The organism is Streptomyces luteireticuli (genome assembly GCF_041519305.1).
GTDB classification, from domain to species: Bacteria; Actinomycetota; Actinomycetes; order Streptomycetales; family Streptomycetaceae; genus Streptomyces; species Streptomyces luteireticuli.
Window position 1 is genome coordinate 1,705,705 of record NZ_CP167927.1, and the last position, 17,238, is coordinate 1,722,942.

Below are 17,238 nucleotides of genomic sequence, written 5' to 3' on the forward strand. Positions count from 1 at the left end.
AGTCAGAATAGGGGCGTGACCCAGACTCGGACAACACGTTTGGAGCGCGGCCGCTCCGCCCTCGGCCCCGCCTTGGAGCTCGTCCACACCGGCCGCGCCCCCACGCGCGCCGTGCTCACCGCCGAACTCGGCGTGACCCGGGCGACGGCCGGCGCCGTGGCCGCGGAGCTGGAGGCGCTCGGCCTGATCACGGTCGACGCGCACCCGGCCGCCGCCGCGGGGTCGCAGGGCCGCCCCTCGCACCGGCTGTCCGTCGCCCCCGACGGGCCCGTGGTGCTGGCCGCGCAGATCCACGCGGACGGCTTCCGGGCCGCCCTGGTGGGCCTCGGCGGACGGCTGGTCGCCACCGCGCCCGGCTGCATGACCGTACCCGCCGACCCGGCGCACATCATCGGCACCGTCGTGGAGGCGGGCGCGCGGCTGCTGCGCGAGACCGGCCGGCAGTGCCTGGGCGCGGGCCTGGCCGTGCCGTCCGCCGTCGCCGAACCGGAGGGAACGGCCCTCAACCCGCTCCACCTCTCCTGGCCGGCGGGCGCCCCGGTGCGCACGCTCTTCGCCGAGGCGCTGGCCGGGGCGGGCCTGTCCGTCACCGGCGTGGCCGGCAACGACGTCAACCTCGCCGCCCTCGCCGAGCACCGGCACGGCGCCGGGCGCGGCGCCCGCCACCTGCTGTGCGTGGCCACCGGGCACCGCGGCGTCGGCGGCGCGCTGGTGCTGGACGGCCGCCTGCACAGCGGGAGTTCGGGCCTGGCCATGGAGGTCGGCCACCTCACCGTCAACCCGGCAGGGCTGCCCTGCCACTGCGGCTCCCGCGGCTGCCTGGACGTCGAGGCCGACCCGCAGGCTTTCCTCACCGCGGCGGGCCGCGAACCGGGACCCGCGGGCTCCCTGCTCCACCAGGCCACGGAACTGATCCGCACCGCCCACGAGAACGACCCCGCCGTCCACTCGGCAGTGGAACTCCTCATCGACCGGCTGGGGTTGGGCCTCGCCGGCCTCGTCAACATCCTCAACCCCGACCGCGTCGTCCTCGGCGGCCTCCACCGCGAACTCCTGGCCGCGGACCCGGACCGCCTGCGCGCCGTCGTGGCGGACCGCAGCCTGTGGGGCCGCAGCGGCAGCGTCCCCATCCTGCCCGGGACGCTGGACCACGGCAGCCTGGTCGGCGCGGCGGAGGCGGCGTGGCAGCCGGTGCTGGACGATCCGCTGGGGGTGCTGGGGTAGGGAGCACCCCCAGGCGTCAGTAGAAGCCGAGCATGCCGGGCGAGTCGATGTCGACGGTGACCGTGCCGGGCGGGTAGGCGTCCTCCTCGGCCGTCAGCAGAATCGACTTCCCGGAGAAGTCAGGGCGCGGTAGAGCGCAGTACAGGGCATGACAGGTATCCGGTCCGCCATAACCGTCTCGGATCATTTTGCCGACAGAGATCGCTGCACCCATGTTGAGATCGTCGATGTCGACGGACGAGAAGCGCAGCACGTGCCGGGAGGCCCCCTCGTCCGCCGACTCGGCCTGCATCAGGCAGAGAGCGGGGACGATCAGCCGGTCGCCCGGGGTCAGGGCCATGTTTCCGGCGAGCAGGCTCAGCGTCTTATGACTCTGGGCGAGCGCCATGACAGCACTGGTGTCAAGGATGATCACGCGGCGGAGCTCCGGGCGGCGAGGGCCTTCTCGGCGGCAATCCGGTAAATGTTGCCGAGCACGTCGGGCGCCTGGTCGAACTCCTCATCACTGATGTCCAGACCGATCACTTGACGCACCACTTCCCGGTCCGCCGCGAGGCGCTCCGCCCGCTGCGCAGCGGTCAGCTGCTCGGCCGCGAGCGCCTCCACCAACTGCCCGATGTTCAGCCCCCGTTCCTTCGCGAGCTCCGCCAGATGATCACGAGTCGCCTTGGAAACCTGAATCGTTGTCGTCGCCATGTGGACAATGTAGCGCCGCTACAGCGCAGAGGCTCGACCCATAGGATCAACCGTTCGTTCCGGCGACCCCTCAAACAGGCGTCCGCTCCCGGACCACCGGCACCGGCGCCACCACCGCCGGCTCGAACGCCACCGCCGTCCCGCCCGCCCGCTCCCCCCAGACGTCCGCCGCCGCCGGCACCCGCAGCGTGAACCACACCGCCTTCCCCCCGTCCGCCCGCCGCTGCACCCCCCAGCTCGCGCTCAGCGCCGCGACCAGCGCCAGCCCCCGGCCGTGGAGACTGCCTCCGTCGGCCGCGCCCACGCACGGCACCCGCGGATCGTGGTCCCGGACGGACACCGTCAGCCGGTCGAGCACCAGGGTGATCTCGACCGTGCACCGCTTGTCGGGCCCCGTGTGCTGATGGACGTTGGTCAGCAGTTCGGTGACGCCGAGCGCGGCCGGGTCGATGAGCGGATCGAGATGCCAGTAGCGAAGCTGCGCAGATACGATTCTGCGGACCTGGCCGATCCGCTGCGGAAGGGCCTGGAGCTCGACGGAGCAGTGCTTGTTCACTCGGCTGATCACGGCTGCGACTCCCCGGAGAAGTAGGGCTGGCCTGACGCAGATACGTGCCGCGGTGCGCGTCCGTCCCGGCCTCCGTCCGGGCGGCGGCGACCCGCAGCCCGTACGCGACGAAGGCGCCGATCCGGAACGCGACCGCCGATGAACCCTCGGTGAGGCGGTACGCACAAGAGTCCGCCCTGTGCGCCGCCCCCGCAACTCGTACCCCTCAGTCCGGCCCGGCCTCCCGGGCCACCCGTACCGCCTCCAGGAAGCGGCGGACCTCGTCCTCGGAAGCGGGGCCGCCCTCCCCCAGCGCGAGGACGTAGCGCGTGCCGTTCACCGTCGCCGTCGCCCGCGCCCGGTCCCGGCCGGCGAACCACGGCCGCCGGGCCTCCACCGAGTCCACCGGAGCACTGTCGATCTCCGCCCCATAGCTGGTGAGGAGCTCCAGCCGGCCGTCGCGGATCTTCACCTGACCGGCCCGCGTGAGCGAGCGCAGGGAACGGTCGATCCGTACCCCCTTCGCGCTGAACTCCGGGAACTCCGGTTCCGCCACGGCGCACCGCCTCTCGGACGCAGGAAGCAGGAAGGTGTGCAGTTCGTCTGCTGCGCAGTGTGCCCGTGCACCGCCGCCCGCACCAGGGGCCGTTTCCGAGCGCACAGGCGAAAATGCCGGTGAGGCCGGTGCCCCCGTGCGCCGGTGCCGTAAGGAGTGGTGCGCCGTGAACAGCCCAGGAGACCCCGGCGGTCCCACCGCCACCCTCGACGTGGACCGCAGCGATCCGGCATACCGCGCGTGGCTCAAGGACGCCGTCCGCAAAGTACAGGCCGACGCCAACCGCTCCGCCGACACCCATCTGCTGCACTTCCCGCTGCCCGCCGAATGGGACGTCGATCTCTATCTCAAGGACGAGTCGACCCACCCGACCGGCAGCCTCAAACACCGGCTCGCCCGCTCGCTGTTCCTGCACGCCCTGTGCAACGGGTGGATCCGGCCCGAGGCCCCGGTGGTCGAGGCGTCCAGCGGCTCGACCGCGATCTCCGAGGCGTACTTCGCCCGCCTCGTCGGGGTGCCGTTCATCGCCGTCATGCCGCGCTCCACGAGCCCGGAGAAGTGCCGGCTCATCCAATTCCACGGCGCGCGCTGCCACTTCGTGGACGACCCGCACACCGTGTACGAGGAGGCGGCCGCGCTAGCGGAGCGGACCGGCGGCCACTACATGGACCAGTTCACCCACGCCGAACGCGCCACCGACTGGCGCGGCAACAACAACATCGCCGAATCCGTCTACCACCAACTGCTCCGCGAACGCCACCCGGAGCCCACCTGGATCGTGGCCACCGCGGGCACCGGCGGCACCTCCGCGACCTTCGCCCGCTACGTCCGCTACCTCCAGTACGACACCCGGATCTGCGTGGCCGACCCGGAGAACTCCTGCTTCTTCGACGGCTGGTACGACCACGACCCGCTCGCGCGCAGCCCACGCGGCTCGCGCATCGAGGGGATCGGCCGCCCGCGCATGGAACCCAGCTTCCTGCCCGGCGCGATCGACCGGATGATGAAGGTCCCGGACGCGGCGAGCGTCGCCGCCCTGCACACCCTGGAGGAGGCCCTCGGCCGCAAGGCGGGCGGTTCCACCGGCACCGGCCTGTGGAGCGCACTGAAGATCGTCGCGGAGATGGTCTCCGAGGGCACCCCCGGCAGCGTCGTCACGCTGCTGTGCGACCCGGGCGAGCGCTACCTCGACAAGTACTACTCCGATACCTGGCTCGCGGCGGAGGGGCTGGACGTCGCGCCCTACGACGCCGTGCTCAGCGAGTTCCTGTCGACAGGCCGCTGGCGGGGCTGACGGGGCCGACGGGCCGCTCGGCGAGGTACCGGTCGAGGCCCCGCATCGCGTCCCGGAAGCCCGCGCTGAACACCGGCCGGGCGAGCCGCAGGGCCCGGCGCACGGGCGCGGGCGCGTCGACGGCGACCGTCCAGCGGACCACGGTGCCGCGGCCGGCCGGCGACAGCCGCCAGTCCTCCAACAGGGCGCGCGGGCCCGGGACGTTGGTGACGTCCACGCGGTACGCGTAGCGGCACGGCGCCTCCACCGCCATCACCGTCTCCACGAACCGGGCCCCGCCCACGAGCCGGATCTCCCGCCGGCTCCGCCCCGCGCCCGCCACCGGCCGGGCCAGCGTCACCGCCCGGAACCAGCGGGACCAGCCCGCCACGTCCTCGGCGAGCGCGCGGTGGACCCGCTCGGGGTCGGCCGCGGTCCGCGCGGCGAACGTCATCCGCAGCGGTGCGCCGGCGCGGGCCGGTCCGTCGGCGAAGTCGGCGCCCACGGGGCGGAGTCTGCGTGGCATCTGTGCCCCCAGGCGGTCGGTCGATCGGGCGGGCGGGCGGGCCGCGGTGCGCGTGTCGGCGGGAAGGGCAACTTTAGCCCGTGGGGCGGGGGGTGTCTCCGGGGTCGGGCTCGGGTGCGAGTGCGGGGCCGGAGGGTTGTGCCCCGGCCCCGCCCTTTTCCCGAAGCTCCGGACCAGGTGTTCTGGAGTGATCACACGTGGCGGCATCGCCGCAGGTCATAGAGGCGCGGAACGCCTCCCCCTCGCGGGCCGCGAGATGGTGCGCCAACTCGGCGGCAGGTACGGGGTGTTCGGTGCGTCTGGGGACCGAACACCCCGTGGTACGGGCGGCCGATGGAGTCAGGCCCGTCGTTAGTCGAGATCCTTGATGATCTTCAAGGCCGCTACGGGTACTTGGCTGACGGTCTGCCCCGCGCCGACGACCGCATTGTCCAGAAGACCGGAGTCGGGGTCGGGGGCTGCGCTGGCTGCGGAAGTCACGAGCCCGATGATTGCGACGATTCCGATGACGACGGAGGCTGCTCGGCCTGCATTGCGACGCATGAACTACCCCTTCGATTTGGGGAGTTGGACTGGTGCGTGCTCCTGTTTGTGCCCCGGTTGTGCGCGAGCATGCGGCCCACCACTCGAATGGGTACGACGAAACGATTACCCCCCTGTTTGTTCGGAGGTCCCCCATGCCGAGTAGAACCCCACCCCCGTGCTCGATCCCCAGGTGTCCGGAGATACCCCGGGCCGGCGGACGCTGCCCGACCCACGAGCGGCAGGCGGATCAGCAGCGGGGAACGAGCACTCGTCGGGGGCTACGACACGCGGTGGCAGCGCATCCGCAAGCGCTACCTGTACGCGCATCCGTGGTGTGTGCTGTGTGGTCGGCAGGCGACGGTGGCTGATCATTTCCCGGTGTCCCGACGGCAGTTGGTTGCCGATGGCGCGCCGGATCCGGATGCGTGGTCGCGGCTGCGTCCGCTGTGCGCGACGTGCCACGACCGGGAGACGGCGCGGCTTCAACCGGGCGGCAGCCCCAACGAAAGGCTTCATGACATGAAGAGGAGGTTGCATGGCCGACAGGCACCGGCCGACACCTGCATTTCAGCAGGTCCGCGAGGGTAATTCCTCAAAGGTTGCGATCAAAGAAGGCGTGATCATGCCGCGCGCAGTCCTTGCTGAACCGAACTGGTCCGAGGTGTTCAAGTCCTCGCCCGATCCTGCTGTTGAAACAGCGAACATCCAGTGCCGGGAAGTGGCTCCGGAGGAGTGGCGACGAGTCGTCCCTGTCCTGGAGGTCACGGCCGGTACGCGAGTTGGGGCTGTCTCCAAGCCCCCACACCGCTATCCCTGCGCCAGACACCGAGGACGAAGAGTCGGATATATGGGACTGAGCACCAGGGGCCTTCGCTGTCATGAGATTTCGCACGGGTCTTCCTCTAGTACGGATTCAATGTGAGCCAGCGCGTCCCGTAGGTTATCCGGGGCCGCATGCATGGACTTCCCGTTTTGCGCAGCATTGCTGAGCAATCCAAGCGTGCGGGCAGACGATGTCTCACCAATAATGGGGATGATCGACACGGCCAAGTCTTCAGCATCCCGCCACGCATGCACCCCCAGGAAGCATTGAAGAAGGCGAACAGCAGAGATGGCTCTATACCCTACTTCCGCCCCCGCTTCCTGGCGCGCAGCCCTTTGAAGGTAGGGGATCCCCTTCTTCCACTGTCCAGATTCCTGGAAAGCAAATCCCTGATGTCCGTCAATCTCATCTGCCGTAACCCACCATGCCCAAGCCGGATCACTGCTACGCTCGCCGTCCTGGAGGAGGGAGCGGGCGAGACCGAAGGACCGGACGGATTCCGATTCTTGTCCCGACCCGGCCAGTCCTTTCGCTTCGCGAACCCTAAAAATGGCTTCAACGCGGGGGGAGATTCGCCCCCGTTCGATAACGGACCGAGCAATCGCTAATTCTTCACGGGGGCGCCCTACCCACCCCGCCTGCATTGCCATGTTCTGCATGACCAGTAACTCAATGGCTCGATCCCCTGAAAGCTTCGCCAGGAACAGGGCTTCTTGATTGAATCTGCGAGCAGCGCTCTGCTTCTCGGCGTCGAACAGCGCCCATCCTGCAACTTCGGCCAACTCGGCTGCCGCTGCCTGGATATCGTGTTCCACTTTCCGATCGTAGTCACCTTCCCCTAGACGGCGGTGAACCTTCTTGAAGGAACGTGCAGCCGCGTCTGCAATTGGTAAGCCGTTCATTTCGTTGTCCAGCACGATAAGGCTCTGCGACATTCCACGGATGGCGAGCGTAAAGCCGTCTCCCCTGTCGCTGTTGAGAGCGGGTAGCGCCAGGGTGTCAGGCGTCAGCAGTGTTTCCAGCTCTTCGGGCTCAACTTGCAGAAGTCTCGCCACCCTTGGCCGCTGGTGCGGTTGGGGTTCAACCTCCCCACGCTCCCAGCGCTGCACCGTGCTGCGATCTACCCGCAGAGCTTCAGCAAACGACTCCTGTGTGTAGCCGCACGTCTTCCGACGCTGTGCTAGGCGCTTCCGCCTGCCTGCCATGCCCGCACTCCGTCCGGCTGCTGTCTTCCCTGGTCAGGGTACTCCGTGCAGCCAACGTGCTGCCCAGGTGCGGCAGTTCTGCCGTGGTCCTGCTCACCGCGCTCCGGTTAGGTGGCCAGACGCAAGCGCCCCCCGCGACGCAGCGAACGTCCGGGGGCATGGACCACCTGAAAGAGGCAGGCAGCCATGACAAAGCAAAGGCAAGAGCCGCCCAGAACTGGGCACTGGGGCACGCCCATGACTGACCTACGCCCCGTCTACCAGTACCCCCGCCCCTTGGTCGGGGTCACCCGCCCGCCGGACACCAACCGCACGTGCCCGACGTGCCATCGCACCCACCGTGACACCGATCCCGCCGACTGCCCGTCGCCGGACACCGGCCAGCGCAAGGGGAACGCCCCGTGATCCCTCTGCCGCACAGCAGCGGACCCCCGGCCATGCCGACCCCGGTCAAGGGCTGCGCCCCCTGCGTACGGCTCGACGCCACGTGGCGAACGGCGCGAGCGAACGGCGACGAAACGAAGGCGCAGAAGTTCTCGGGCACCTACATCAAGCACCACACGACCCGGCACCCGGGGGCGTGGTGACCACCGGAACGAGTGACCGGTACGCCCGGCGCACCGTCGCCCCGGCGCTCATCGTCGTCGGGGTCACCGCCGTGGTGACACCGCTCGCGCTCATCCAGACCCCCGCCGCTGCTGGCTGATGCAGGGCTTTGCCCAGAGCCCCTGTGTCGGTGCCGCCAGCAGAGGCGGGCGCCTGGTCGGCCATTGCCCCTGCGCGGCCGGCCGGGCTTCAGGGGACAGCCAGAAGGCTCCCAAGGCTCCGTCCCGTCGGGTGGCAACCAGGCCTCGGCGGGACGAGAACGCCCCCTCCCGGTTGGGCTCGTGGATGAACGTCAGCCGGGCGGGTCACGCCGCACCTTGTTGGACGTGACGAGGGGCCCAGTTCCACGCTCCCGGGCTTCCCGGCAAGGTGCCAGGCACACTGCCCCGACCATGAACCCGAACAAGCCGTGGCCTGGGCGGGTCAAACAAGAACGCACATCCCGAAGAAGGAGAGTGCAGTGGAACGATCCCCCAACCTCCCCGACCCGACACGGGTTGCAGAGCGTTCCAAGGAGATCCTGTCGGCAATCAAGGCCGACGTCGAGTTCCCCGCCTTCGAGGCGGCGTCTCTGAAGTACGACGAGGACTGGTCATGCTTCGCCGGCGCCCCGGTCATCAGCAAGTACGACCAGGAGGCCGACAAGACGCCGCTCCTGGAGGAAGGGCTCCGCGCCCTGTCCCTCAAAGCGGCCGTCTACGAGATGACCGACGACGAACGGGTATCGGAAATCCCGGTCGCGATCCCGGTGGACGAGATGACCCACGCCATGATCGCTCAACCGCAGTTGCTCGCACGGATCACGGCACGGACCGGGGTGCAGGTCATCCACCAGACCGACCAGGAGCACACGGACTACCGGACGGGCGACTACACGCACCAGGTGTACACCCTCGCTTGGGGTGCCCCGCCGGAGCGCTACTGGATCGATCACACCGAGGCACAACGCCGACTCGATATCCTCCGCGCGAAGTACGAGGAGGCGGGCTTCCTCAAGATGGGGCAGGCCCACGTGATCGACTTCGGCGAGCCTGTAGCCGTCTGACCGGCTAGCCGAGAGCGCGGCGCAGCGTCGCCACCACATCCACGGCCGGGAAGACCCGGGGAATCTCGGCCGTGGCCTGCGCGATCAAATCATCGAGCAGGACGGGCGCTGCGCCGTACAGCACATCGTGCAAGTATGGGACCAATTCCGCCTCGCTGTTGGGGAGTTGGAGCTTCACTTGCAGCGCCGTGCCGTCGGTCTTGTACTTGCCGACGGGGAGTCCGACCTTGTGCGGATGGACGCAGACCGGGACCCCGTCGGCCGTGTAGCGGTAGCCGTCCGCAGGGTTGAACGGGCAGTCCCGGGTCGGTCGCTCGTTGACGTCGAACTCGCCGAGCGGAAGCCGACGCGACGGGCAGACACCGCACGCCAAGTGATGGACGTCGTCAGCAATGAACGCGTCAGCCATGGCGGGAGCCTAGTGCTGCTCGGTGTCCCCGAGCGCCGGCTTTACCGGCAGGTGCACGGGAGCCAGTTCACTTTGGGGGCGTCGCTCTGATTGCGGACGTACGTACCGCGCTGCGGGACCGTGTAGAGGTACCCCTCGTCGAGAAGGAAGCGCACGGCGTTCCTGGCGGTGTTCCGCGCAACCCCGTACGTCTGCATCAAAGACGCCCCTGCCCGCCCCGGTCCCCGTCCCCCCTTGGCGCAAGGGCTGGTCCGGCCCGAGCAGTGTGGACTACCCGGTGAGGTACGAGGGCGACCAGTTCGAGCAGTACGAGCGCATGACGGGGGTATCCGCGTGAGCCTCGCCAACCCATTCCCCGTGACCACCCCGGATGTTCACCCGGCCGTGCGCTGTTCCTCCTGCCCGGCCACCACGACAGTGCCCACCGTCGTGCGTCGCATCGAGCGTGCCAGCGGGCCGACCGTCATCCGGGCAACCACGGCCCCGGCGCCGACGACATCCCGCCCGCCCGGCTTACGAGCTTCGGGATTCACCGTTTCCTTGGGGCTGCGCCCCGGACCCCGTTGTCGCGGCTCCGCCGCTCGTCCTCAAGCGCCGGACGGGCTGGTTTATGCGCCCGGGCCGGATTTCCGGCGTGAGGTTTTCAGGCGCGGGCGCGTACTTCAGCCCGTCCGGCGCTTGAGGACTGGGGGTGCCCCCTCTGGGGGAGCCCGAAGGGCGCTTCGGGGGCCAGGGGGCGAAGCCCCCGGTGGGGCGCAGGGGCGAAGCCCCGCCCACCCGCGCGAAGCGCGGCCCCCGCGCGCGGCAGCGCGCAGCGGGGTGCCGCAGGGGCGCAGCCCCTGCGGGAAACGGCGAAAGGGCGGGCCAGGGGCAAACCCCCGCCTACTCCACCCGCGCCGGCAACCGATCCGCCGCCGACACCACCCGCCGCGCCACCGGATGCGCCCGCACGATCTCCGCCAGCGTCGTCTGCCCCCGCGTCACCTTCGCGAACGCCCGCCACGCCGGCCCGAACCCCGTCACCGCCGCGTGGAAGACGCCGGGCTTCCGGCTGAAGATGGCCAGGACGCGACGGCCGACCCCCATCTCGACGCCGAGCCCGGCCTTGATCGCGAAGGCGTAGTTGAGGGCCTGGCGACGGGCGTCGACCGCGTCCTGCGCCTCGGCGATGCGCACGGCCCACTCCCCGGCCAGCTTCCCGGAACGCAGGGCGAAGGAGATGCCCTCGCGGGTCCAGGGCTCCAGCAGCCCGGCCGCGTCGCCGCAGACGACGACCCGCCCGCGCGACAGCGGGGAGTCGTCGGAGCGGCAGCGCGTCAGGTGCCCGGAGGAGATGCTGGGCTCGAAGCCGGCCAGCCCGAGACGGGCGATGAAGTCGTCGAGGTAGCGCTTCGTCCCGGCGCCCTCGCCCCGTGCGCAGATCACGCCGACGGTGAGGGTGTCGCCCTTGGGGAAGACCCAGCCGTAACTGCCGGGCAGCGGGCCCCAGTCGATGAGCACCCGGCCCTTCCAGTCCTCGGCGACCGACGGCGGGACAGGAATCTCGGCCTCCAGGCCGAGGTCCACCTGGTCGAGCTTCACGCCGACGTGCGCCCCTATCCGCCCGGCGCTGCCGTCCGCGCCGACGACCGCGCGGGCCAGCACCGTCGTCCCGTCCCCCAGGACGACGGCGACCGTGCGCCGGTCGGGCACGGCCGGCCCGTGCTGCTCGACGCGCGAGACGGTCACCCCGGTGCGCACCTCGGCGCCCGCGGCCCGCGCCGCCTCGACCAGGCGGGCGTCGAACTCGGGCCGGTTGATGAGCCCGAAGAGCATCTTCTTCGACCGGCGGGTGCGGGTGAGCTTCCCGTCGAGCGAGAAGGTGACGGCGTGCACCCGGTCGCGCAGCGGCAGTTCGAAGCCGGGCGGCAGGGCGTCGCGGGACGGGCCGATGATGCCGCCGCCGCAGGTCTTGTAGCGCGGGAGCTCGGCCTTCTCCAGGAGCAGCACCCGGCGTCCGGCGCCGGCCGCGGCGAGGGCGGCGGAGGCTCCCGCGGGGCCCGCGCCCACCACCACGACGTCCCAGACCGGCTCGCTCTCCCCCGGCACGTCCCGCCCCGCTTCCCGCGCTGCGTTGTCGCTGCTCACCTGTGCTTCCACTCCCGCTTCGTGACCGACTTCGTGACCGACCTGGGCCTGACGCCCGCATCCTACGGCCCGCCGCGGAGGCCTCCGGGACCGGAAGCCCCGGACCGGAAGCCCCGGACCGGAAGCCCCGGACCGGAAGTCCCGGACCGGAAGCCGCCGGGGGGACACGCGGGGACCGCGGCGAGGGGCCATGAAAGGATCGAGGGCGTCATCGTCCGTACGTACGACCCAACGCCGTGCCCCCGAGGAGCGTTCCCATGGAGACCCGTCCCCGTCCGGATTCCGCCGCGCTCGCGGCGACCGTCGCCGCCCTGCAGCCCCGCGCCAAGGCCGAGCTGACCGAACTGGTCGCGTTCCGTTCCGTGGCGGACGAGGCGCAGTTCCCCAAGAGCGAGTGCGAGGGCGCGGCGAACTGGGTGGCGGACGCGCTGCGCGCCGAGGGCTTCCAGGACGTCGCGCTGCTGGACACCCCGGACGGCACGCAGTCCGTCTACGGCTACCTGCCCGGCCCCGAGGGCGCCCCGACGGTGGTGCTCTACGCGCACTACGATGTGCAGCCGCCGCTGGACGAGGACGCGTGGCTCTCCCCGCCGTTCGAGCTGACGGAGCGTGACGGGCGCTGGTACGGGCGCGGCGCGGCCGACTGCAAGGGCGGCTTCATCATGCATCTGACGGCGCTGCGGGCGCTCAAGGAGCACGGCGGGGTGCCGGTCGGCGTGAAGATGATCGTCGAGGGCTCGGAGGAGCAGGGCACCGGCGGCCTGCAGGACTACGCCGAGGCGCACCCGGAGCTGCTGACCTCCGACGCCATCGTCATCGGCGACGCGGGCAACTTCCGGCTCGGCCTGCCGACGGTGACCGCCACGCTGCGCGGCATGACGCTCGTCCGCGTCCAGGTGGACACCCTGGAGGGCAATCTGCACTCCGGCATGTTCGGCGGCGCCGCGCCGGACGCGCTGGCCGCGCTCATCCGCACCCTCGACTCGCTGCGCGCCCCCGACGGCTCCACCGTCGTCAACGGCCTGGAGCCGGAGGGCACTTGGGAGGGCCTGCAGTACCCGGAGGAGAACTTCCGCTCCGACGCGAAGGTGCTCGACGGCGTCTCGCTCATCGGCGCCGGCACGGTGGCCGACCGCCTCTGGGCGCGCCCGGCCGTCACCGTCCTGGGCATCGACTGCCCGCCGGTGGTCGGCGCCACCCCGTCCGTGCACGCCAGCGCCCGCGCGCTGATCAGCCTGCGGGTGCCGCCGGGCATGGACGCCGCGGAGGCGACGAAGCTGCTGCGCGCGCACCTGGAGTCGGCGGTGCCGTGGAACGCCCGGGTCACCACGGAGCAGATCGGCCAGGGCCAGCCGTTCCAGGCCGACACCAGCAGCCCGGCGTACGCCTCGATGGCCGAGGCCATGGGCGTCGCCTACCCGGGCGAGGAGATGCAGACCGCCGGCATGGGCGGCTCCATCCCGCTGTGCAACACCCTGGCCGCGCTCTACCCGGAGACCGAGATCCTGCTCATCGGCCTGAGCGAGCCGGAGGCCCAGATCCACGCGGTCAACGAGAGCGTCTCGCCGGAGGAGCTGGAGCGGCTGTCGCTGGCGGAGGCCCTGTTCCTGGTGAATTACGCGGAGAGCCGGGCCTGACGGTCACATTCGGCGGACCGGCTTCGTCAGGGTGGTGAGGGGCGCGTCCGCGCCCCCGCCGCACCGAGAACGGAACATGTACGGATGACCAGCGACAGCGACCTCCTCGCCCGGCGTTTCGAGGGCCACCGCCCGCACCTGCGGGCCGTCGCCTACCGCATGCTCGGCTCGCTCAGCGAGGCGGACGACGCGGTGCAGGAGGCGTGGCTCAGGCTCAGCCGGTCGGACGCGGACGCGGTGGAGAACCTGGGCGGGTGGCTGACGACCGTCGTCGGCCGGGTCTGCCTGGACATGCTGCGCTCGCGCACCGCCCGGCGCGAGGAGCCGGTGGACGAACCGGCGCGGCTGCCCGACCCGGTCATCAGCAGCGCCGACGGCGTCGACCCCGAGCAACAGGCGCTGCTGGCCGACTCGGTGGGCCTGGCCCTGCTCGTGGTGCTGGAGGCGCTGGCCCCCGCGGAGCGGCTGGCGTTCGTGCTGCACGACATGTTCGCCGTGCCGTTCGACGAGATCGCGCCCGTCGTGGGGCGCACTCCGGCCGCGGCCCGGCAGCTCGCCAGCCGGGCCCGCCGCCGGGTCCAGGGCGCGGCTCCGGCCGCCGAAACGGACCCGGTCCGTCAGCGCACGGTGGTGGACGCGTTCCTCGCGGCCGCGCGCGGGGGCGACTTCGAGGCGCTGATGGCCGTCCTGGACCCGGACGTCGTGCTCCGCGCGGACGGCGGCGCGCTGCGCCCGTTCAGCGTGGTCCGCGGGGCCGAGGCCGTGGCCTCCGGGGCGATGACCTTCTCCCGCATCGCGGGAGCGGCGCGCCCCGCCCTCGTCAACGGTGCGGCGGGCGTCGTCGCGACGGTGGACGGCGAGCCGTTCTCGGTCCTGGCCTTCACCATCGCGCGGGGCAGGGTCGTCGAGCTCGACATCCTGACCGACCCGGAGCGGCTGGCGCGGCTGGATCTGACGGTGCTGGACCGCTGAGGCCGCCGCCGGCGCGCGTCCGGGGGCCCGCCCCTGCCGTCGGCTCCCGCCCGGTCCGCGCGGCGGCCGGCCCGTCCCCGGACGCGCGCCGGGGCGGGTCCGGCACGCCGCCCCGGTACGGGCGGGAGCCGACGGCGGGGACGCCCCGGGGCCCGACCGGCTGCCGCGCCCCTGCCCTGCCCTGCCGACTCCCCTACTACGTCCGGGGATTCGGGCGGCGGACGACGGACCGGCGCCCGTCAGCCCACCGGCACCCCCGCCTCCAGGTTCAGCGGCCGCCCCCGCTCCCGCGCCCGCAGCGCCCAGCGCAGACGGTTCAGCCGGACCGGCGGCAGCAGGGCGCTCGCCTCGTCCTCCGTGACGAAGCGCCAGCCGCGCAGTTCCGCGCCGGGGAGCAGCAGCCGCCGCGCCTCGGCCTCGGTGAGCCGTCCGCCGTCGAAGAGGAAGCGCAGCCCGCCGAAGCCGGGGGGCCGGGGCGGCTCCCAGTCGACCACCAACAGTCCGGGCACTTCGGGGAGTTCGATGCCGATCTCCTCGGCGACCTCCCGCATCCCGGCCCGGGCCGGTGCCTCCCCCGGCTCGACGACCCCGCCGGGGAACTCCCAGCCGGGCTTGTAGGTGGGGTCCACGAGCAGCACCCGGTCGTGCTCGTCGAAGAGCAGCACCCCGGCGGCGAGCGTCTCGGCCTTCGGCTCGGGCGTCTCGACGATCTGGCACGGTGCCGCCGTGCCGTCGAGGACGGCCTCGGCGACCCGTGCGGCGACCTCGCGCGGGGCGAGCGCACCGGTGTCGACGACGAACGCGTCGCCGCGCAGCCAGGACAACGCCTCCTGGTAGGGCGCGACATGGTCCCGCGCCCACTGCCGGACGGACTCGCTGCGGACGGGGTCGCCGGGATCCTCCACCCGTTCCTCGATCCGCGTCCGCAGTATCGTTTCGTCAACGGTCAGCAGCACATGCCGGACCCGGATCCGGCGCGCGGCCAGGCCCCCGAAGATCTCGTCCCGGTACTCCTGCCGCAGCAGGGTCATGGGGACGACGAGCACCCCGCCCACCTCGGCGAGCAGCGCCGCCGCCGTGTCGACCACCAGCCGCCGCCAGACCGGCAGGTCCTGATAGTCCCCCACCTCCCGCATCCTCCCCGGCGGCAGGAGGTGACGCAGGGCGCCTCCGATGACCTCGGGGTCGTAGAGGTGGCTGTCCGGTATGAGCCCGGTCAGCTCCTTCGCGGTGCTGGTCTTGCCCGCACTGAACGCGCCGTTCAGCCAGACGATCACGGTTCCCCCCTCCTCCGTAAGGCCCCCTTGCGGTGCCCGGAACACCTTGCCACGGGAGTGTCCACGAGCGGGATGGGGCCGTTGGGTGTGCGCGGTCCCGACGTTGTGACTGCCCTGAACCGGCTCCGTCACTCCCGGCCGGAGGACTTCCGGGGCGGCGGAGGAACGTCACTCCGCGGCCGGTGCGGGCTGCCGCGGGGCCGACGTCCGGTGCCGGATGCCCGAGCGCACCGCCCAGAAGAAGACACCCAGGGCGAAGAGCGCGACGGTGAGGGAGTCGTAGGGCGCCGGGAGACGGCCCGAGCCCTTGAAGGTGCCCAGCCACGACAGCAGGGTCAGCCCCGACAGATAGCACAACAGCCATGCACCGTCGCGGAGTTCACCGGCGAGCGGCCCGTCGTGGACGGAGCGCCGCATGCCGAGGAAGATCAGCAGCCCGGCCAGGACGAGGGGCAGCGCCAGCCGCAGGTCGTGCCAGCCCGACCAGTACACGAACTCGCTGGCCACGACGAAGCTGAGCGGAGCGATCCAGTGCAGACCGGGCACCCACCCCGCCATCCGCGTGCCGGGGTCGGCACGGAAGACGGCGACCGCCACGGCCGAGGCCGCGTAGATCAACAGGTACATGTCGCCCATGATGCTGACGATGCTCTGCCACTCCCCGAACGGCAGCAGGAAGACCACGATCACGCCGAGGTTCAGCAGCAGCGCCCGGTGCGGGATGCCGGAACGCCGGTCGACCTTCATCAAGGCCCGCGGCAGGGTGCGGTTCTTGGCCAGCGCATAGGTGTGACGGGCGTTGAGGGCCACCCCGACGTACGCCGAACCGCCCGGCGAGAGCACCGCGTCGGCGTAGAGCAGGCTGGAGAGCCAGTGCAGGTTGAGGATCAGGGCCAGCTGTCCGAACGGCGACTCGAAGTTGACGCCCTTCCAGCCGTCGCCGAGCAGCCCCTCGGGAACGGTGAAGAGGAAGGCCAACTGGAGCCCCAGATACATCAGCAGCGCCAGACCGATGCCCGTGAGCACGGAGGCCGGAATGGTACGGCGGGGATTGCGGGCCTCGCCCGAGAAGTCGAGGGGCGCCTGGAAACCGTTGACCGAGTAGACGATGCCGCCGCCGGCCAGGGCGGACAGACAGGCCGCGTAACCGTACGGCGCGAATCCCCCGTGGTCGGTCAGCCGGCCGGAGTGCCAGCCGGAGGCGAACAGGGCGATGACCGTGACCACCGGCACGGCGACCTTGAAGACGGACACCAGGTTGTTCAGCCGCGCGAACATCCGCACCGCGAACCAGTTCAGGGCCGTCAGCAGGACGCTCAGGCCGACGGCCACCCCCAGGCCCGTGGGGGTGAGCAGGTGCCCGCTGTAGAGGTCCGGCAGATAGTGGTCGGCGTACTGCATGATCGCGCTGATCTCGGCCGCGGTACCGCCCACCGACAGCAGGACCGACCAGCCCACCAGCGTCCCGACCAGACGCCCCGAGGCGTACAGCGGCCAGCGCACCGTACCGCCGCCCTCCGGCCGCGAGGCACCCAGCTCGATCATCACCAGGGCGACCAGCCCGCACAGCACCCCGGCCCCCACCCACGTCAGCAACGACGCGGGCCCCGCCGTCCGGGCCGCGTACATCGCCGCGAACAGCCAGCCCGACCCCACGATGTTGGAGAACCCGATCGCCGTGAGCGCCCAGAACCCCAGGTCCCGCCGGAGCCGCCCCTCCTGAACAGCCGCATCCCCCGCACCGGTGTCCGGCACTGCCGCCTGATCCGCTGACACGTTGTCCCCCTGTC

Annotated in this window: 21 protein-coding genes; 8 read left to right on the forward strand and 13 right to left on the reverse strand. The window is 71.4% G+C overall.

Annotated elements, in window-relative coordinates:
- The first annotated feature begins 15 nt into the window (after positions 1-15).
- Positions 16-1,224, forward strand: a complete 1,209-nt coding sequence (locus tag AB8735_RS06855; protein ID WP_344022433.1) for an ROK family protein — start codon at positions 16-18, stop codon at positions 1,222-1,224.
- Positions 1,225-1,240: 16 nt separating this feature from the next.
- Here AB8735_RS06855 and AB8735_RS06860 read toward each other — a convergent pair whose 3' ends face one another.
- From AB8735_RS06860 to AB8735_RS06875, 4 genes are all read right to left on the reverse strand, one after another.
- On the reverse strand, positions 1,241-1,639 hold the full coding sequence (locus AB8735_RS06860) for a hypothetical protein (protein ID WP_372406066.1): 399 nt from the start codon (positions 1,637-1,639) through the stop codon (positions 1,241-1,243).
- A complete protein-coding gene (locus AB8735_RS06865; RefSeq protein ID WP_372406069.1) occupies positions 1,636-1,920 on the reverse strand; it encodes a hypothetical protein in 285 nt (94 codons plus the stop codon). The genes AB8735_RS06860 and AB8735_RS06865 overlap by 4 nt, the downstream gene beginning before the upstream one ends.
- A gap of 70 nt (positions 1,921-1,990) precedes the next feature.
- Positions 1,991-2,488, reverse strand: a complete 498-nt coding sequence (locus tag AB8735_RS06870) for an ATP-binding protein (RefSeq protein WP_344022427.1) — start codon at positions 2,486-2,488, stop codon at positions 1,991-1,993.
- Positions 2,489-2,693: 205 nt separating this feature from the next.
- Positions 2,694-3,023: a hypothetical protein gene (locus tag AB8735_RS06875; protein WP_372406072.1), complete on the reverse strand. Its 330-nt coding sequence runs from the start codon at positions 3,021-3,023 to the stop codon at positions 2,694-2,696.
- Between the two features lie 166 nt (positions 3,024-3,189).
- Here AB8735_RS06875 and AB8735_RS06880 point away from each other — a divergent pair, with 166 nt between their 5' ends.
- The gene (locus AB8735_RS06880) at positions 3,190-4,317 is read left to right on the forward strand and encodes a PLP-dependent cysteine synthase family protein (RefSeq protein WP_372406074.1); all 1,128 of its coding nucleotides are present in this window, start codon (positions 3,190-3,192) and stop codon (positions 4,315-4,317) included.
- Here AB8735_RS06880 and AB8735_RS06885 read toward each other — a convergent pair.
- The 3 genes from AB8735_RS06885 to AB8735_RS06895 form a co-directional block, all read right to left on the reverse strand.
- Positions 4,280-4,822 carry an SRPBCC family protein gene (locus AB8735_RS06885; protein ID WP_372406076.1) on the reverse strand — a complete coding sequence of 181 codons (543 nt, stop codon included), beginning with the start codon at positions 4,820-4,822 and terminating at the stop codon, positions 4,280-4,282. The two genes, AB8735_RS06880 and AB8735_RS06885, sit on opposite strands and share 38 nt — an antisense overlap.
- A 351-nt stretch (positions 4,823-5,173) precedes the next feature.
- Positions 5,174-5,365 carry a hypothetical protein gene (locus AB8735_RS06890; protein ID WP_372406078.1) on the reverse strand — a complete coding sequence of 64 codons (192 nt, stop codon included), beginning with the start codon at positions 5,363-5,365 and terminating at the stop codon, positions 5,174-5,176.
- 858 nt (positions 5,366-6,223) lie between these two features.
- A complete protein-coding gene (locus AB8735_RS06895) occupies positions 6,224-7,375 on the reverse strand; it encodes a helix-turn-helix transcriptional regulator (protein WP_372406080.1) in 1,152 nt (383 codons plus the stop codon).
- A 237-nt stretch (positions 7,376-7,612) separates the two neighbouring features.
- On the opposite strand from AB8735_RS06895, the gene AB8735_RS06900 reads away from it, so the two are divergent.
- From AB8735_RS06900 to AB8735_RS06915, 4 genes are all read left to right on the forward strand, one after another.
- The gene (locus AB8735_RS06900; RefSeq protein WP_372406081.1) at positions 7,613-7,780 is read left to right on the forward strand and encodes a hypothetical protein; all 168 of its coding nucleotides are present in this window, start codon (positions 7,613-7,615) and stop codon (positions 7,778-7,780) included.
- On the forward strand, positions 7,777-7,962 hold the full coding sequence (locus tag AB8735_RS06905) for a hypothetical protein (protein WP_344022413.1): 186 nt from the start codon (positions 7,777-7,779) through the stop codon (positions 7,960-7,962). Before AB8735_RS06900 ends, AB8735_RS06905 begins: the two co-directional genes overlap by 4 nt.
- Positions 7,959-8,081 carry a hypothetical protein gene (locus tag AB8735_RS06910; RefSeq protein WP_372406083.1) on the forward strand — a complete coding sequence of 41 codons (123 nt, stop codon included), beginning with the start codon at positions 7,959-7,961 and terminating at the stop codon, positions 8,079-8,081. The genes AB8735_RS06905 and AB8735_RS06910 overlap by 4 nt, the downstream gene beginning before the upstream one ends.
- A 360-nt stretch (positions 8,082-8,441) precedes the next feature.
- Positions 8,442-9,026 (forward strand): hypothetical protein, encoded by a 585-nt coding sequence (locus AB8735_RS06915; RefSeq protein WP_372406086.1) that lies wholly within the window; start codon positions 8,442-8,444, stop codon positions 9,024-9,026.
- Between the two features lie 4 nt (positions 9,027-9,030).
- Here AB8735_RS06915 and AB8735_RS06920 read toward each other — a convergent pair whose 3' ends face one another.
- From AB8735_RS06920 to AB8735_RS06935, 4 genes are all read right to left on the reverse strand, one after another.
- A complete protein-coding gene (locus AB8735_RS06920) occupies positions 9,031-9,435 on the reverse strand; it encodes a hypothetical protein (RefSeq protein WP_372406088.1) in 405 nt (134 codons plus the stop codon).
- 41 nt (positions 9,436-9,476) lie between these two features.
- Positions 9,477-9,632 carry a hypothetical protein gene (locus AB8735_RS06925; protein ID WP_372406091.1) on the reverse strand — a complete coding sequence of 52 codons (156 nt, stop codon included), beginning with the start codon at positions 9,630-9,632 and terminating at the stop codon, positions 9,477-9,479.
- Positions 9,633-9,809: 177 nt separating this feature from the next.
- Positions 9,810-9,968: a hypothetical protein gene (locus AB8735_RS06930; RefSeq protein ID WP_372406093.1), complete on the reverse strand. Its 159-nt coding sequence runs from the start codon at positions 9,966-9,968 to the stop codon at positions 9,810-9,812.
- Positions 9,969-10,317: 349 nt separating this feature from the next.
- On the reverse strand, positions 10,318-11,562 hold the full coding sequence (locus tag AB8735_RS06935) for a geranylgeranyl reductase family protein (RefSeq protein ID WP_344022402.1): 1,245 nt from the start codon (positions 11,560-11,562) through the stop codon (positions 10,318-10,320).
- 257 nt (positions 11,563-11,819) lie between these two features.
- Between AB8735_RS06935 and AB8735_RS06940 the strand changes: the two genes are divergently transcribed.
- Both AB8735_RS06940 and sigJ read left to right on the forward strand, forming a co-directional pair.
- On the forward strand, positions 11,820-13,199 hold the full coding sequence (locus AB8735_RS06940) for a dipeptidase (protein ID WP_372406096.1): 1,380 nt from the start codon (positions 11,820-11,822) through the stop codon (positions 13,197-13,199).
- Between the two features lie 84 nt (positions 13,200-13,283).
- Positions 13,284-14,171 carry an RNA polymerase sigma factor SigJ gene (sigJ, locus tag AB8735_RS06945; RefSeq protein ID WP_344022398.1) on the forward strand — a complete coding sequence of 296 codons (888 nt, stop codon included), beginning with the start codon at positions 13,284-13,286 and terminating at the stop codon, positions 14,169-14,171.
- A gap of 239 nt (positions 14,172-14,410) precedes the next feature.
- Here sigJ and AB8735_RS06950 read toward each other — a convergent pair whose 3' ends face one another.
- On the reverse strand, positions 14,411-15,448 hold the full coding sequence (locus AB8735_RS06950) for an NUDIX domain-containing protein (RefSeq protein WP_344022359.1): 1,038 nt from the start codon (positions 15,446-15,448) through the stop codon (positions 14,411-14,413).
- Positions 15,449-15,616: 168 nt separating this feature from the next.
- Entirely contained in the window at positions 15,617-17,224 is a 1,608-nt protein-coding gene (locus AB8735_RS06955) for an APC family permease (RefSeq protein WP_372406100.1), read from the reverse strand.
- Between the last annotated feature and the right edge of the window lie 14 nt (positions 17,225-17,238).

Excerpts from the sequence above, each read along its gene's own strand:
- sigJ (WP_344022398.1), top strand. The coding sequence starts at position 13,284 with ATGACCAGCGACAGCGACCTCCTCGCCCGGCGTTTCGAGGGCCACCGC.
- AB8735_RS06925 (WP_372406091.1), bottom strand. The coding sequence starts at position 9,632 with ATGCAGACGTACGGGGTTGCGCGGAACACCGCCAGGAACGCCGTGCGC.
- AB8735_RS06940 (WP_372406096.1), top strand. The coding sequence starts at position 11,820 with ATGGAGACCCGTCCCCGTCCGGATTCCGCCGCGCTCGCGGCGACCGTC.
- AB8735_RS06865 (WP_372406069.1), bottom strand. The coding sequence starts at position 1,920 with ATGGCGACGACAACGATTCAGGTTTCCAAGGCGACTCGTGATCATCTG.
- AB8735_RS06900 (WP_372406081.1), top strand. The coding sequence starts at position 7,613 with ATGACTGACCTACGCCCCGTCTACCAGTACCCCCGCCCCTTGGTCGGG.
- AB8735_RS06920 (WP_372406088.1), bottom strand. The coding sequence starts at position 9,435 with ATGGCTGACGCGTTCATTGCTGACGACGTCCATCACTTGGCGTGCGGT.
- AB8735_RS06885 (WP_372406076.1), bottom strand. The coding sequence starts at position 4,822 with ATGCCACGCAGACTCCGCCCCGTGGGCGCCGACTTCGCCGACGGACCG.
- AB8735_RS06890 (WP_372406078.1), bottom strand. The coding sequence starts at position 5,365 with ATGCGTCGCAATGCAGGCCGAGCAGCCTCCGTCGTCATCGGAATCGTC.
- AB8735_RS06895 (WP_372406080.1), bottom strand. The coding sequence starts at position 7,375 with ATGGCAGGCAGGCGGAAGCGCCTAGCACAGCGTCGGAAGACGTGCGGC.